Annotated in this window: 12 protein-coding genes, 1 tRNA gene and 1 pseudogene; 8 read left to right on the forward strand and 6 right to left on the reverse strand. The window is 61.6% G+C overall.

The features are described from left to right. The first annotated feature begins 68 nt into the window (after positions 1-68). From aguB to U0988_RS03525, 3 genes are all read left to right on the forward strand, one after another. The gene (gene aguB, locus U0988_RS03515) at positions 69-920 is read left to right on the forward strand and encodes an N-carbamoylputrescine amidase (protein ID WP_322291261.1); all 852 of its coding nucleotides are present in this window, start codon (positions 69-71) and stop codon (positions 918-920) included. Beyond that, positions 905-1411: a 2-amino-4-hydroxy-6-hydroxymethyldihydropteridine diphosphokinase gene (gene folK / locus U0988_RS03520; RefSeq protein ID WP_322291262.1), complete on the forward strand. Its 507-nt coding sequence runs from the start codon at positions 905-907 to the stop codon at positions 1409-1411. Before aguB ends, folK begins: the two co-directional genes overlap by 16 nt. Positions 1412-1435: 24 nt before the next feature. Next, positions 1436-1511: transfer RNA gene (locus U0988_RS03525), tRNA-Lys, on the forward strand. 50 nt (positions 1512-1561) lie between these two features. On the opposite strand, the gene U0988_RS03530 is transcribed toward U0988_RS03525, so the two are convergent. Beyond that, the gene (locus U0988_RS03530; protein WP_322291263.1) at positions 1562-2149 is read right to left on the reverse strand and encodes a TetR/AcrR family transcriptional regulator; all 588 of its coding nucleotides are present in this window, start codon (positions 2147-2149) and stop codon (positions 1562-1564) included. Positions 2150-2246: 97 nt separating this feature from the next. Between U0988_RS03530 and U0988_RS03535 the strand changes: the two genes are divergently transcribed. The 5 genes from U0988_RS03535 to U0988_RS03555 all read left to right on the forward strand — a co-directional run bounded on the left by U0988_RS03535 (position 2247) and on the right by U0988_RS03555 (position 6312). Beyond that, positions 2247-2672 carry a hypothetical protein gene (locus tag U0988_RS03535; protein WP_322291264.1) on the forward strand — a complete coding sequence of 142 codons (426 nt, stop codon included), beginning with the start codon at positions 2247-2249 and terminating at the stop codon, positions 2670-2672. Between the two features lie 130 nt (positions 2673-2802). Next, entirely contained in the window at positions 2803-3354 is a 552-nt protein-coding gene (locus tag U0988_RS03540) for a hypothetical protein (RefSeq protein WP_322291265.1), read from the forward strand. A gap of 109 nt (positions 3355-3463) precedes the next feature. After that, complete coding sequence (locus U0988_RS03545; protein WP_322291266.1) at positions 3464-4738, forward strand: S41 family peptidase; 1275 nt, start codon at positions 3464-3466, stop codon at positions 4736-4738. A 169-nt stretch (positions 4739-4907) separates the two neighbouring features. Continuing rightward, positions 4908-5264 carry a hypothetical protein gene (locus tag U0988_RS03550; protein ID WP_322291267.1) on the forward strand — a complete coding sequence of 119 codons (357 nt, stop codon included), beginning with the start codon at positions 4908-4910 and terminating at the stop codon, positions 5262-5264. A 310-nt stretch (positions 5265-5574) separates the two neighbouring features. Next, entirely contained in the window at positions 5575-6312 is a 738-nt protein-coding gene (locus U0988_RS03555; RefSeq protein WP_322291268.1) for a Crp/Fnr family transcriptional regulator, read from the forward strand. Positions 6313-6399: 87 nt separating this feature from the next. On the opposite strand, the gene U0988_RS03560 is transcribed toward U0988_RS03555, so the two are convergent. The 5 genes and pseudogenes from U0988_RS03560 to U0988_RS03580 all read right to left on the reverse strand — a co-directional run. Continuing rightward, complete coding sequence (locus U0988_RS03560; protein WP_322291269.1) at positions 6400-7893, reverse strand: tryptophan halogenase family protein; 1494 nt, start codon at positions 7891-7893, stop codon at positions 6400-6402. Beyond that, positions 7890-9944, reverse strand: coding sequence for a glycoside hydrolase family 97 protein (locus U0988_RS03565; protein WP_322291270.1), 2055 nt, complete (start codon positions 9942-9944; stop codon positions 7890-7892). The genes U0988_RS03560 and U0988_RS03565 overlap by 4 nt, the downstream gene beginning before the upstream one ends. Continuing rightward, a pseudogene (locus U0988_RS03570) lies at positions 9932-11526 on the reverse strand (alpha-amylase family glycosyl hydrolase). Before U0988_RS03570 ends, U0988_RS03565 begins: the two are co-directional and overlap by 13 nt. A 28-nt stretch (positions 11527-11554) precedes the next feature. After that, positions 11555-13411 (reverse strand): alpha-amylase family glycosyl hydrolase, encoded by a 1857-nt coding sequence (locus U0988_RS03575; RefSeq protein WP_322291271.1) that lies wholly within the window; start codon positions 13409-13411, stop codon positions 11555-11557. After that, on the reverse strand, positions 13408-14427 hold a 1020-nt coding region (locus tag U0988_RS03580; protein WP_322291272.1), incomplete at its 5' end, for a tryptophan halogenase family protein. The genes U0988_RS03575 and U0988_RS03580, both read right to left, overlap by 4 nt.

Below are 14427 nucleotides of genomic sequence, written 5' to 3' on the forward strand. Positions count from 1 at the left end.
AACAAGGGTGAAAGCGACCGGATGACCCTGCTTTTCCGCAAGGCAAAATAGGGCTAAGGGGCGGCGCCATGACAGAGATCACCGTCGCCGCCCTCCAGCTTGCACTCGGCTCCGCAGACGAAGCCGAAAATATCGACGCCGCCGCTCAGTTGGTAGAGACGGCGGCCGGGGAAGGCGCGCAGATAATCCTGCCGCCCGAATTGTTCTCCGGCCCCTATTTCTGTCAGGTCGAGGACGAGGCCCTGTTTGCCCTCGCGCGGCCGGTGGCGGAGCATCCCTCGGTAATCGCGATGCGCAAACTGGCGAAAAAGCTGGGCGTGGCCATCCCGACCAGCTTCTTCGAGCGCGACGGGCACCATTATTACAACGCGCTCGCCATGATCGGCCCTGACGGCGAGGTGATGGGCACATACCGCAAAAGCCATATTCCCGATGGGCCGGGGTACGAGGAAAAATACTATTTCCGCCCCGGCAACGACGGGTTCAAGGTGTGGAACGTCTTCGGCACAACCATCGGCGTGGGCATCTGTTGGGACCAATGGTACCCCGAATGCGCGCGGATCATGGCGCTGATGGGCGCCGAATTGCTGTTCTATCCCACCGCCATTGGGTCCGAACCCTATGATGCGGAGTTCGACACCAGCCACCTGTGGCGCCGCGCCATGCAGGGGCATGCCGTGTCCAACTGTATGCCGGTCATCGCCGCGAACCGGATCGGGGGGGAAGGCGAGCAGAGTTTCTACGGCCACAGTTTCATCACTAACGAATGGGGTGATCTGGTGGCGGAATTCGGCGGCGAGGAGGACGGTGTGCTGGTGGCAACGCTGGACTTGACGCTCGCGGCCAAGCACCGCGCCGGAATGGGATTCTTCCGTGACCGCCGCCCGCAGCTCTACGGGCGGATTTGCGAGGACATCTGAGCGGGGAATATCTGATCGCGCTGGGTTCCAACGTCCGGCACAAGCGCCACGGCGACCCGCGCAAAGTGCTGGCGGCTGCGCTGGGCGCTTTGGGCCGAACGGGTTTCGGCGTGGTCAGGTCATCACCGGTAATTTCCAGCGCGCCGCTCGGTCCGTCGCAGCGCCGCTATGCCAACGCCGCGGCAATCCTCGCCAGTGATCTGCCGCCCGAGGCGGTGCTGGAGCGCCTCAAGCGGATCGAGCGCGATTTCGGCCGGACCGGCTCTGGCCAGCGTTGGCGCGCGCGGGTGCTGGACCTCGACATCATTCTGTGGAGCGGCGGCGGCTTCGCCTCGGCGGGCCTGGTCATCCCCCACGTCGCCTGCCGCGGCCGTGACTTTGTGCTGGGTCCTGCGGTTGTCATCGCCGCTGACTGGCGGGATCCGGTTTCCGGCCTGACGATAAAACAGCTCCATACCCGCTTGACCCGCCCGCGCCCCACCCCTAGGTGAGCGGCCCGAGACACCCCCGTGCGCGGGCCCTTAGCTCAGTCGGTAGAGCAACTGACTTTTAATCAGTAGGTCGCTGGTTCGAACCCAGCAGGGCTCACCACCTTTCAAGCGTCTATTGATCGGTTGTCCGGGCAATAGCTGGCCGCGGGGTCAACTCGCCAGCAACAAATCCAGCATCGCTGTCGTCCGGGCATCCCCTGAAACTTCGTCGCGGCGGTCTTCGAAGACCCCGCTCAACCGCAGCGCGATGTAGCCATGGACCATCGACCACAAGGCAATCGCGAGGGTGTGCGGGTCGCGGCCGGCCTGCTTCGGCAGGATCGCCACCTCATGTACGAAGCCAGCGTATAGCGACTCCATACGCGTATTCAGTGCCAGATCATTCCAGTCCAGAAGATCACGGCGCCACATCAAGGCATAGCGATGGGGATGGTCGAGCCCGAAATTCAGAAGTGCCTCCATATAGGTCCGCGCGCGATAAGAAGGTTTTGCCACAGCAAGCGCCTGCTCCACGTCCTGTTCGAACATCTGGAACAGATCGGTTGCCAGCGCCGTGAGCAAGGCGGTGCGATCAGGGAAGTGATTCGCCGGCGCGGCGTGGGAAACATGCGCACGCCGGGCGACTGCACGGATGGTGACGGCATCGGGTCCGGCCTCGTCGAGCAGCGCGAGTGCCTGCGATATCAAGGATTCCTTTAGTGAGCCGTGATGATAACCATTTCGTTTTCTCTGCGCCATTTTTCTATATTGACACTGACAACATTGAATGTAAATTGGCACCGTCAACATAATAAAAAATGACACATCACAAAAGAGCCCTCGGGTCGCACCTATGATGAAAAACCAGACTGCCAAGAAAATCGTTTTGACTGCCTGCGTCGCGGTTTACGGAGTGTTGGTTCCAGTTCTGGAATTGAACAATACGCATGTCTTCAACCCCCTGTGGCCCAGCCACGCCAGGCTGCACGAGGTGTGGCAATTGCTGACCAACAGCGCGCTTGCCGGAATCGTACTCTGGCTGGCCTGGAGCCGGGGAAAGATCCGCACTGCCGCCGGTCTGGGCATGGTCCCGCCAGCGGGATTTTTGGCCGCATTCGCTCTCGCCGGGTTCTATGGGGGCTCGATGAGACACACCGACGGAACTGAACTGACTCTTCTGGGGGTGAATGCCTCCGGATTGATCATGTCGCTTGCCGTTACAGTCCTGCTGTATATTGCCATGACGCCTTCCAGAAACCAGTTGAGGAAGAAGCTGGTCTGAGCTCAGGCTCGCGGCCCTTGACTGTGGGCACAAACTGAAGACAGGAAGATTTTCCACCCCTGACCCGAACGGCGGACGGCACCAATTCTGTCTGCTTCATTGAAATATAAATATAAAAGGTAGTTTTTGCATGGCTTTACGAAATGCACTGAGTAAGCCGATGATCGCCGTTCTGGTTTTGACGCAGACCTTCGCGGGCGTGTCCCCGGCAATGGCAGAGGATCTTCCGGTGCGGGATTTCGGTCCGGTCATGGTTTCCGAGGCCAACACCGACAATGTTGATCACGCCATCCGGGCGCGGGAAGTTGCCGGGGCGGGGCACTATGAAACGGGCGCATTCGCCGGTGCCCGACTCAGGATTTCGCTCGGTGGAAATCGGAATCAGCCGAAAGTGCGGGCCGGCCTGACGATCGCGCCGACGCTGCATCACCGTGTCAATCAGTCAGCGCCAGACATCAATTTCGGTGAAGGGCTGGAATTCGGCCACCGTTCGGGACACCGGTTCTCGCTGTCGGCTGCAGGGCAGGATATCGGCGGCAAAAAGAACCGCGCGGCTCAGGCCGGGCAGGATGACGACGAGGGCGGATTGCCGGATTGGGCTCTGATCGCGGGAGGCGTGGTCATTGCTGCCGGGATCGGCGGTTTGCTTTTCTTCGAGGCTTTGGACGATGCCAGCGAGTAAGGAATTCGAACCAATCGAAGTCGCGCTTGCTCCGAATTGAGCGTCATTTGCGTTGCCGGAAATCGATTCCAGAGACATAAATTCGCATGCAACGTCGCGAGGATCGCGAATGAAAAAAGCCATTACTTCCGCTGCACTATGCGTGTTCGCTCTGGCCAGTGCACCGGCGTCTGCAAACGAGTACGAGACTGTCTTCAACGAACTGGACCGCACGGTTCGGGAGAAGTTTTACGATCCCCATTTCGGCGGGCGTGACTGGGCGGAGATCGCGGCCCGTTATCGCAGCCAGCTGGACGGGGTGACTACGGACGCCGAATTCCAGCGCCTGGGGCAAACGATGCTGGAGGAATTGGGCGTATCCCATGTCGTGGTCCATCTCCCCGGAGAAAATCGCCCGACCATGGGATTGGGCGCGCTATGGGAGATGATCGACGGCAGTCCGGTGATCGTCGACATCGATCCCGCGTCCGCTGCGCGGGGCGCGGGTTTGAGAATCGGCGACCGGATACTCAATCCCTCCGCAATCCGGGGGCCGCGGCAAGAGCCTGCGGTGCTTGAAGTCGAGCGATGCGATGCAACCACCGAAACCCTGAGCGTCCCCCGCGAATCCGCCTATTGGCCGCCGCGGCAGCGCACAATTTCCTGGAGCGTTCTGCGGCGCGGTGACGGCCGGTCGGTCGGCTACATCCGCGCGGATCGTTTCAGCGATGACGCTGCCGAGCTGATCGATGCCGCCATGGAAACGGCCGGGAAGACGGACGGCCTGATTATCGATCTGCGCAACAACAGCGGCGGCAACGCTTCGGCGCTGCGCCTGCTGGGCTATTTCACCGGCCCCGGGCCCGGCGTGGCGTTACTGTCCAGGCCGTTTCTCGAAACGCTCGACGGCCCGGTCGAAGCGGCTGATCTTGCCGACATCCACCGCGCATATCGTGTCTACACGACGGAGGCAGTCTTCGATGCCGTAGGCGAAGGCAACGGCGCGGTGATGCTGATGATCGAGGATCTGGGCGAGCGTCGCTACCACAACCCGGTCACCATCCTCATCGGTCCGGAAACCGGCAGCGCAGCGGAAGGAATCGCCTGGGGTGCCAAGGATCAGACCTCGGCAATTCTGATCGGGCGCAACACGGCAGGTGCCCTGTTAAGTTCGGAAGGGTTCGAATTGCCCAGCGGCTGGCGTGTCACCCTGCCGGTCCACGGAAACTGGGGCCCCGATGGCCGCGACTACCGCGATCAGCCGGTGCCGCCTGACATTGCGACAACCCGGACGCGCGAGGCCGTGTGCCGCAATGAAGATGCCGATTTGGTCGCCGCAATCGGGGCGCTGGAAGAGGCATGGCTTGGCGCGAGTGTTGAAAGTGCAGCCGATAGCGTTCGCTGACCTGTTCGACGAATTGTGGAGGATCTGAGGGAACTATTTGGTTCGTTTGACACCCAGGGCTAATGCAGGCCCGATCTGAACTATTATTCGTCGATGGCTGCGCCACTTAACTTATGTGGTTGCGCGACTCTTCAACCCGGTTCATTTTTCGGGGGGAAGGAGGAGGCCTTTGACAATCCACACCATCAAACGAGACACCCTGGCCGCACACAGAGCGCGCAAGGCGTACCAGTTGCAGTTCCCCGTCGATCGCAAAAACGCGGCCAAAACCATCGATTTCGAATCGGACGATGGCCACGAAGCGTTTATCCTTCTCGAAAGTGAAGCGCCCGCGCGGCCCGGGGAACTATGGTTCGATGGCCGCCCGCTTTGCGACTTGATGCGTGACGAGAATGGAGTTTGGACGATCACACCGTCAGAGCCGCCCCAGAAGATGGTCGGTCGCCGCAAGCGGTCTTTCGCCGGTCGGGTGTCGAAGGAAGGTCCGGCCTCGAGTTATCTGGCACGAACCCTTGGTGTCGTTTGAGGTGACCTCCGGTTCCGCGGTGTCTTCTCCAGTCGCAATCGCGACGGTTTTCCGGTTTGGCGGACACGCATCGTTTCGCTCCGCCGCAATTCAGTGGGAGCAATCGCCAGTATCTATTTGTGCGAGCCGCCAAAAAATCGGTTTCTAGCTGCCAAACTCCGACGGCCAATTCTTCGCCCAATTTTTTTAGCTAAGTTATTAACACAAGTTTACTTTTAATCTCGGTTAGTTTATTCTCGGCGAATCATCGGGCAGTAACTGCGAACCGGTGGCTGAGAGACACGATAGCGCTCCCCGCTGGGGAGTAATCATGTCCGTTAATGCATCATCTCTGTTGCCCTATGTCGAAAAGATCGAGCGTCGACGCCCGCTTTCCGACGAGGCGCGCGCTGCCTTTCTGGCTTTGCCAGTCCAACTTGAAAGCTACGGGACCTACCAAAGTATCCTGAACGAAGGCGAACGTCCCGACCGGTGCTGTCTCATCGTGGAGGGGGTGGTCAGCCGCTACAAGTCGCTCAAGAATGGCCGGCGCCAGATCAATTCCTTTCACTACGCCGGCGACATGGTCGATCTTCAGGCGGCCATTCTGACCGTCGCGGACACCGGTATCAGGACCCACACGCCGACCAAGGCCGTCAGGATCGATTGTGAGGATATTCTCGACCTGGCTGAGAAATATCCCGAATGGGCCCGTGCCTTCTGGTTCGATACCCAGGTCGATGCGTCGATCTTCCGCGAATGGACATTGAACGTCGGACAGCGAACGGCGGTGGAACGAGTGGCCCACCTGCTGCTGGAAATCAGCGCGCGTCTGGAATCGATCGGACAAAGCGACGGCAAGGAATTTGTTCTCCCGGTTACCCAGGCCGACCTCGCCGACGCGGTCGGGCTGAGCGCGGTGCACACCAACCGCAGCATCCAGCAGTTGCGCCACAGCGGCGCATTACGGACGCATGGCCGCAAGGTCGTGATCGAGAACTATCCCGCCCTCGCCAAAGTGGCCTCATTCGACCGAACCTATCTTCACCCCGAAGGGCCGCGGCGATAGGGCGAACAGGCTTCGGTTTCGGTGGGTCCCGGGAAGCGGCAAAGCTCTAATCTGGGACGCCCTCTTCGCGGTAATTCCGGGTCTGCCCTATGCAAGTACCCCCGCCGCGGTGAAGTTCAGGGCGCTAGCCGTCAGAATACGCTCCACCTCGGCCAGATCGGATGCGCGCAGGTTCGCGGGCGGGGCCTGCATCTTTTCCGGTGCCGGAAATGTGCCATAGCCGGCCAGCAGGCAATGCCAACTCGCGGTGGAATAGGGCCGCATCGGGAAGGCCTGTTCGTTCGCGGCGGCGATGTCCTGATGGGTGAACCACGCGGTCATCATCGATTTGAGGCCGTCGGACAGATTCTGGTTCGCGGCATTTTCGCGCCAATAGTCCGTGTCGCTGCGCTGGCTCAGGCGGTAGTGCGCGGTGATGTAGTCGCGAATTCCGTCGATCCGTTCCGCAATCGAAGTGTTGAAACGGCGCTGGTGCTGGTTGGTGAAGCCGCCCGCTTCGAACGCGCTGATGAATTCCAGCGCGGTGGCAATCACGATATGCAGCGCAGTGGCTTCCAGCGGTTCGAGGAAACCTTGCGCCAGGCCGGCGGACAGGCAGTTGTGCGACCAGCTCTCCTCCACCCGGCCGACTTTCATCTGCAGGTGCCGCGCCTCGATGTCGCTGCCGGACGGGCCGAGCGCGGCCCGCAGTTCCTGCTCGGCAGCTTCGGCAGAGATATGCCGCGATGAATAGACATAGCCATTGCCGGTCCGGCTGGTGAGAGGGATCACCCACCGCCAGCCCGCCGCCATGGCAATGGCCTCTGTCTGCGGGCGGTAGGACGGGCAGCACTGGGTAGGGATGACCACAGCGCGATCGTTGAACAAGGTATCGGCGAACGACACGAACCGCTGGCCCAGCGCCTGCTGCGCAATGACCCCGGCAAATCCGGAACAGTCGACAAACAACTCGCCGCCGATCCGCTCGCCGCCCTCGCACAGCAACGCGGCGACACCGCCTTCGCTATTGCGTTCCACTTCCGCGACCCGCCGTTCGAGATGCGTAACACCCTGCGCCGCCGCATGTTCCCGCAGGAACGCGCCCAGCTTATGAGCGTCGAAATGATAGCCGTAGCTCGGCGCGAAGGGGAATGTCTCGCCCGCTTGCGGCCCTTTGCCTTCAGCCGCCAATCGGCTGGCGAGGAAGAACGCATCGGGATGCGCCGGAACATCGAACCCGCGCCGCGCCAGTGCGCAATTGTGCAGGAAAGCCGGTTCGGTATGCAGGTCGGTCGGCCCTGGAAAGGGGTGGAAATAGCTTTCGTAGTCCGGGCGTTCGCTCCACCCGGTAAAGCGGATACCCAGCTTGTAAGTGGCATCGCAGGCGGGCATCCAGTCGGCTTCCGCGATACCGATCAGGTCGAAGAACGCCTTCAATTGCGGGGTCGATCCTTCGCCCACCCCGATGATCCCGATCGCCGGGCTTTCGACCACCGTTACACGGTGCCCGCCCCACGCCCGGGCCATCAGGCAGGCCGTGATCCACCCCGCGCTGCCGCCACCAAGCACGACGATGTTCGGTGGGGTGGGGGCTTGGCTCACTGTGTGACCGGCACAAGCCTGATTGCCAGCCCGCCGCCGGGTGCCAGCCACATCGGCAGCTTGTCGCCGCGTTTCACCGTGGCGGTATCATAGGCGATGTTGTGCCGCGCCTCGGTTTCGTAGGTCGCGCCGGGACCGTCCTTCCAGATCGTCGCGCGGTAGCTGGTACCAGGCTCGAGGAAATCGAAATCAAGCGTCACCGTCCGCTCGGTCGCGTCATTGACGCCGCCGACATACCAATCCGCGCTGTTCCGGTCCTTGCGCGCGAAGATGGCAAAATCGCCGACCTCGCCCGCGATCAGATGGCTTTCGGCCCAGTCGGCGGGAACCGCCTTGATGAATTCCAGCTCGCGCGGATGCGCGGCGAGGCTTTCTATGAAATCGGACGCCATCTGGATCGGCGAGTAGATCGCCAGATACAGGCCGAGCTGCTTCGCCTTGGTCGATGCGAACGGGACACCGTCCGATCCGACCAGCCCGAGCACGCCGGGGGTGTAATCCATCGGGCCCGACAGCATCCGCGTATAGACCAGAGTGGGGTCATGATCGGGGCCATTATTGAACCGGCCCCAGGCATTGTATTCCTGGCCCCGGGCGCCCTCCCGCGCGACCCAATTGGGATAGGTGCGGCGCAGGCCGGTATCCTTGACCGGTTCGTGCGGGTTGATCGCGATCTTGTGCGCGGCGGCCGTTTCCACGACCTTCAGGTGGTGCTGCACCATGCGCTGCCCGTCATGCCATTCGAAGACTTCCTTGCCGCAGGGATCGGTGATGTCCGCGTTGCAGGAAATGATCCCGCCGGCATCGGCGACATAGCCGGTCTTGACCACATCGATCCCGAGCCGCGCATTCATCGCCATCGCATCTTCCAGCTGACGTTCGTACACCTGGATATTGCCGCCGGTTTCGTGGTGCCCGATCAGATGCACCCCCTTTTCGGCGGCATAGCGGGTGACTTCCTTCAGGTCGAAATCGGGGTAGGCCTGCGTGAAGCTGTAATCGCGGCCGTTGCCGAACCAGATTCCGTCCCAGCCGACATTCCAACCTTCGATCAGCACACCGCGGAATCCGTTGGCCGCGGCAAAATCGATATATTCTTTCGCCCGCTTGGTCGTCGCGCCGTGATTGGGACCTTGCGCCCAGTTCCAGTCGCCCCGGATCATGCCCCACCAGATACCGATATATTTCGCCGGTTCGAAATAGCTGACATCGCCCAGCTTGTTGGGCTCGTTCAGATTAAGCTCGAGATCGTTCTCCACCAGGCCCGCCGCGCTGTCGGCGATGCGCATGGCGCGCCACGGGGTGTTGAACGCGCCCTCGCGAACCACCTTTGCCCCGCGCGAGGACGGCGACAGCATGGCGCGGAACCGGGTGCCGTCCATCCGCCGCATCCACATGCCCGAATAATCGACCAGCGCCGCTTCGTGGAACGACATATGCGTGCCGTCCTCCAGCCGCAGGGTGATCGGTGTATGGGCGATCGAAACCTCACGGATCGGGGTCTGCGAATAGAGATATTCGTAGCGGTTCCAGTCGCCGCCGGGGATCCACCACGCGGTGCCTTCGCTGGCAATGTTGAATTCGGTCAGTTCCTCCGCAATCCGGGCGACTGGCAGGCCTTCCTGCTGAGGGAATTCATAGCGAAAGCCGACGCCGTCATCGAACACCCGCATCCGCAGCGTCACCCGGCGCAGCGCGTCACCGGTTTCGCGGAAAGTTACCGCCAGTTCGTTGTGCTTGTCCGCTACCCATTGGCGTTCGCCCCAGGGCTGTTCCCATTTGGTATCGACCGATGCGGTGATCTCGCTCTCGATAGCGAAGTTGCGGCGCATCGGGTTGGCGTCGGTGAAGGTGAAGCCGAGGCTGGATTTCGCCAGCAGCGGTTTGCCGTCGCGTGAAACTTCGTAGAACGGTACGCCGTCGCTATCCGCCTCGATCGTCACGGTGATCCGGCCATCCGGCGATGCGATCGTACCGGCCGCCGCGCTGCTGGCGGTGCCGGCCAGCACCACGAGCGAGGCGGCGGCGAAAAGCAGGGTCAGTTTCGGCATATCAGGGCTCCAAATGGTGGCAATTCTGCAGGCGTCGCGCCGTTGATTGCGGCGATGATTGGTCCGGTCGCGATGTCGGGCGCTAACGAATGCGTCCGGTCGGTGAAATTGACGATACAGCGCAAATTATCACCGCGCGCGCTGCGGTCCAGCACCAGCTATCCGCTACTGGCCTTGCAACCGGTCACCGCACCGTGGCGCAGTGCTGCGTGATCGTTGCGCAGGGCCAGCATGGCGCGGGTGTGGTCCAGGATCGAGCCTTCCTTTTGCCCTTCCACCGCGCGGGCCAGATTGTCCTCGCCAAGCGGCAGCCACGGTTCCGCGGTCGAGAAGCTGCCCGATTCCGGATCGTGGGTCCACGGCATGGGCGCGCGAGCGCCATCGCGGGACAGGGTTAGCGGCCAGTTTGCGATCGCTTCAGGATCACGCAGCTTTTCGAACGGGATATCGACTTGGGTCAGGCCCAGCTCTTCGCCCTGGTAAAGAATAATATTGCCGCGCAGACACGCCATCAGCAGCATCTTCATGCGTACAAACGCGTCCCAATGCTGCGGCTCGCACCACCGCGACAGCGCGCGCGGCGCATCGTGGTTCTCGAACGCCCAGCTGGGCCAGCCGACGCCGGGCTCGTCCGGCCATTCGGCCAGCGCCGCGCAGACCAGTTCCGGGGTCAGGTGATCGGCATAGAGGAAGTTGAAGCCATACGCGGAATTGAGGTGGGTGCTCCCCTGGGTGAAGGATTTCATTTCCCTCTCGGCCTCGTCACCGCCGACTTCGGCGACAGTGAAAACCGCGTCGTAAGCGTCCGTAACCTGCCGGATACGCTCGATGAATTTGGGAATATCGGGATGCGACTGGTTGTGGATCCGCTGCTGGAAATCGAACGGCCTGCTGCGCGGGCGGTTGGTCGCCGCCGCCGGGGGGTTATCGCGCAGTTGCGGATCGTGCATCGCGAAATTGAGCGCATCGATGCGGAATCCGTCGACCCCGCGATCGAGCCAGAACCGGGCCACATCCAGCAAGGCATCCTGGACATCGACCTTGTGCACATTGAGCTGGGGCTGGCTGCTGAGGAAATTGTGCAGGTAATATTGGCGGCGGCGGGCGTCCCAGGTCCATGCCGGTCCGCCGAATACGGACTGCCAGTTGGACGGCGGCGAACCGTCGGCCTTGGCATCGGCCCAGACATACCAATCGGCTTTCGGATTATCGCGGGAGGACCGGCTCTCGGCAAACCAGCCATGTTCGTCGGACGTATGCGAATAGACCTGGTCGATGATCAGCTTCAGCCCCAGCGCATGGGCCCGCTCCACCACTCTGTCGAAATCGGCCAGCGTGCCGAAGATCGGATCGACATCGCAATAATCGGAAACATCGTAACCGAAATCCTTCATCGGGCTGGCAAAGAAGGGCGAAATCCATACCGCATCGACGCCCAGCCGCGCGACATGGTCCAGCTTGCTGGCGATCCCCGGCAGATCGCCGATCCCATCGCCGTTGGAATCCATGAAACTGCGCGGGTAGATCTGTAGATCGCCGCGCCGCGCCACCACGGCTTGGCTACACTGGCGGAATTTGCCATTCGGTCGGTTACAACACTCGCCACCAGATCAGTCTCCTGCCGTGCCGGTCAGTTCGCAGATGGCATAGCCGAACGGCGGCAGGGTAATTACCGCCGCGCCGGGCGCGGCAATCGCGGCAGGGCATTGACCCGCCAGCGGGGTGATCGCCTGTGTCGCATAATCGATCGCCACGGCCCGCGTGATCGATGCCGCGCTGCTGTTAAAGGCAAGCAGGACGCGCTGTCCGCTCGCCGGATCGTGCCGGGTGATGGCGAGCAGGCCCGGTTCGGTGTCGTAGCCGCGTATCGCCGTCTCACCATAGCGGAGCGCGCGATTGTCCGACCGCAGTTCGGCCAGCGCGGCGATCTGCTGATATAGCGGATGGGAGGTGTCGAAATTATCCTGCGCCGTCGTCGCATCGCTGCCGATCAAATCGTTGTCGTTATAGGCGGCGACACGGCTTTGGAGCATGTCCTCCCGCGCCAATTTGTCGTTCCCGTCCGAGACGAAACCCTGCTCGTCACCGTAATAGATAACCGGCACGCCCCGCAGACCCATCAACAGTGCATTGCCGAGCATTACACGCTGCAACAGTTCTTCATCGTCAGCATCAGGATTGGCCTGCTTTATGAACATCGACAAGCGCCCGGAATCATGATTGCCGAGGAACGTCGGCAGGCGAAGCGCGGTTGCCGCGCCGCCCTGGTAAAGCGGGTCATCCTCCAGCATCCGCGCCATGGCCGCTGGCGGCATGGTGCCCGAAACGATGCCTTGCGCCGCCGCCGCGAAGGCCATGTCGAGGTTGGTCGGCAGCGCGGATATCCGCGTCCAGCGCGCCAGCAGCGCCGCATCGACACCGTGCGTGGCGACTTCGCCGAAGATGTGGAAATTGGGAATACCCGCCGCCGCCGCGCGCTGAATCATGGCTGGGACGAACGCGTCCCAGAATTCGGGATTCACGTGCTTGGCGGTGTCGATGCGGAATCCGTCGATCCCGAAGCGGTCGATCCAGTTGCCGTAGATGTCGATCATTCCTGCCATTACGCGCGGATGTTCCGTGAACAGGTCGTCCAGCCCCACGAAATCGCCCTGCACCGCGCTTTCGCCAACCCAGAAGGTGTCGCCCCGGTTGTGGTAATAGGCCGGATCGTTGAGCCAAGCGGGCACCTTCACCTGCTCTTCGCTCTCCGGCACATAGGGGGTATAGGCATAGGCCGGATCGGTCAGCTTCGCCCAGTTTTCAGGCGTATCCACCTCATGCCCCAGGAAGCCCGGGTTGATCGGCGGGCCGTTCACATCGCCGCGCGTGGAGTAGGGATATTCGGCCAGGCTGCGATAGGCATATTGCGCGGCATCGCCTTCGCGATAACGGATCACATCGGCGGTGTGGTTGGTGATGATGTCCATATAGACCTTCATCCCGCGGGCATGGGCCGCGTCGACGAAGGCCTTGAATTCCGGATTGGTGCCGAAATGCGGATCGACCTGGGTGAAATCGGTCACCCAATAGCCGTGATAGCCTGCGCTCTCATCGCCCTTCGGCCCCTGCACCGGCTTGTTCTTGAAGATCGGCGCGAACCATACTGCGGTGACGCCCATGCCCTGGATGTAGTCCAGCTTCTGCGTCAGCCCGGCCAGATCGCCGCCGTGATAAAAGCCTTTGTGTTCAGGGTCGAACCCGCTCGTCAGGCGGTCCGCAGGGTAACCGCCAAGGTCGTTTGAATTGTCGCCGTTTGCGAACCGGTCGGGCAGGACGAAATAGATCACCTCGTCTTCGGGCAGGCGGTCACGGAAGCTCGACTCTGCGGTCTGCGGCTTCGTTGAGGTAAGCGACCTGTGGTCTTGCGCACAACTTGCCGATGGCAAGGCGAGAAGTGCGGCTGCGATGGCTGCGAACCGAATCATGCCGCTACCACCGGATGCTTTGCCGATTGCACCATTGCGTCAACGACCTCCAGATGTCGCGGCATCACCCGCACCTCGTCGATCAGATCCGCTTCGGTCTGTTCGAGCAACTGACACAGATCCTGTTCTGACAAGCCATCGGCCATCGGATTATAGCCACGCGCCGTCACGCCCTGCCCCACCAGCACCTGGAACCAGCCGACCTCAGTGAACAATTCCTCATGCTCGCGGTGAATGAAGCCGTTGGCCTGCCATTGGTCGATTTTTGCTTTCAGCGTATCGGGCATTTCGACGTGCCGCATCGCGTCCCAGAAGGGTTCACCCTCGCGGCAATTCGCCCGGTAATGCAGCACCAGAAAATCCCGGATTCTGGTCCATTCGAAACGCGCCTGCGCATTGAAATGGTCGATCGATGCCTGCTCGGGCGGTCCCGCAGGGAGCAATGCCAGAAACCGGCTGATCGCACTTTGCACCAAGTGGATGCTGGTCGATTCCAGCGGTTCCATAAAGCCAGCTGCCAGTCCCAGTGCCAGGCAATTGCGGTTCCAGTGTTGCCGCCGCATGCCGGTGGTGAAGGGGATGAGGCGCGGATCGCCGTCCTGTGCGCCATCCAGATTGGCGAGCAACACGTCTGCCGCTTCGTCGTCCGACAGGAAGGCGCTGGAATAGACATGACCATTGCCGATGCGGTGCTGCAGGGGAATACGCCATTGCCATCCGGCTTTGCGTGCCAGGGATTTGGTATAGGGTGTAAAGTCACCGCCGCCGGCACAAGAGACAGCCATAGCGCGATCGCATGGCAGGTAATGCGACCAATCGTCGAACCCGGTTTCCAGCGCGCCAGCAATCAACAACCCGCGAAAGCCGGAACAATCAATGAAGAAATCGGCGTCGATCTGCCTGCCATCCGCAAGCGTTACTCCGGTGAGATCGCCCATTTCTGCGTCGAGACGAGCATCGATTACCAGGCCTTCATGCCGCACCACACCGCGCGCTTCAGCATAGCGGCGCAGGAA

Source organism: Allopontixanthobacter sp. (genome assembly GCF_034376665.1).
Classification (GTDB): Bacteria; Pseudomonadota; Alphaproteobacteria; order Sphingomonadales; family Sphingomonadaceae; genus Allopontixanthobacter.

Bases quoted from the DNA above. Each gene is read 5' to 3' on its own strand.
- aguB (WP_322291261.1), top strand. From the start codon at position 69: ATGACAGAGATCACCGTCGCCGCCCTCCAGCTTGCACTCGGCTCCGCA.
- U0988_RS03530 (WP_322291263.1), bottom strand. From the start codon at position 2,149: ATGGCGCAGAGAAAACGAAATGGTTATCATCACGGCTCACTAAAGGAA.
- U0988_RS03535 (WP_322291264.1), top strand. From the start codon at position 2,247: ATGAAAAACCAGACTGCCAAGAAAATCGTTTTGACTGCCTGCGTCGCG.
- U0988_RS03540 (WP_322291265.1), top strand. From the start codon at position 2,803: ATGGCTTTACGAAATGCACTGAGTAAGCCGATGATCGCCGTTCTGGTT.
- U0988_RS03545 (WP_322291266.1), top strand. From the start codon at position 3,464: ATGAAAAAAGCCATTACTTCCGCTGCACTATGCGTGTTCGCTCTGGCC.
- U0988_RS03555 (WP_322291268.1), top strand. From the start codon at position 5,575: ATGTCCGTTAATGCATCATCTCTGTTGCCCTATGTCGAAAAGATCGAG.
- U0988_RS03565 (WP_322291270.1), bottom strand. From the start codon at position 9,944: ATGCCGAAACTGACCCTGCTTTTCGCCGCCGCCTCGCTCGTGGTGCTG.
- U0988_RS03575 (WP_322291271.1), bottom strand. From the start codon at position 13,411: ATGATTCGGTTCGCAGCCATCGCAGCCGCACTTCTCGCCTTGCCATCG.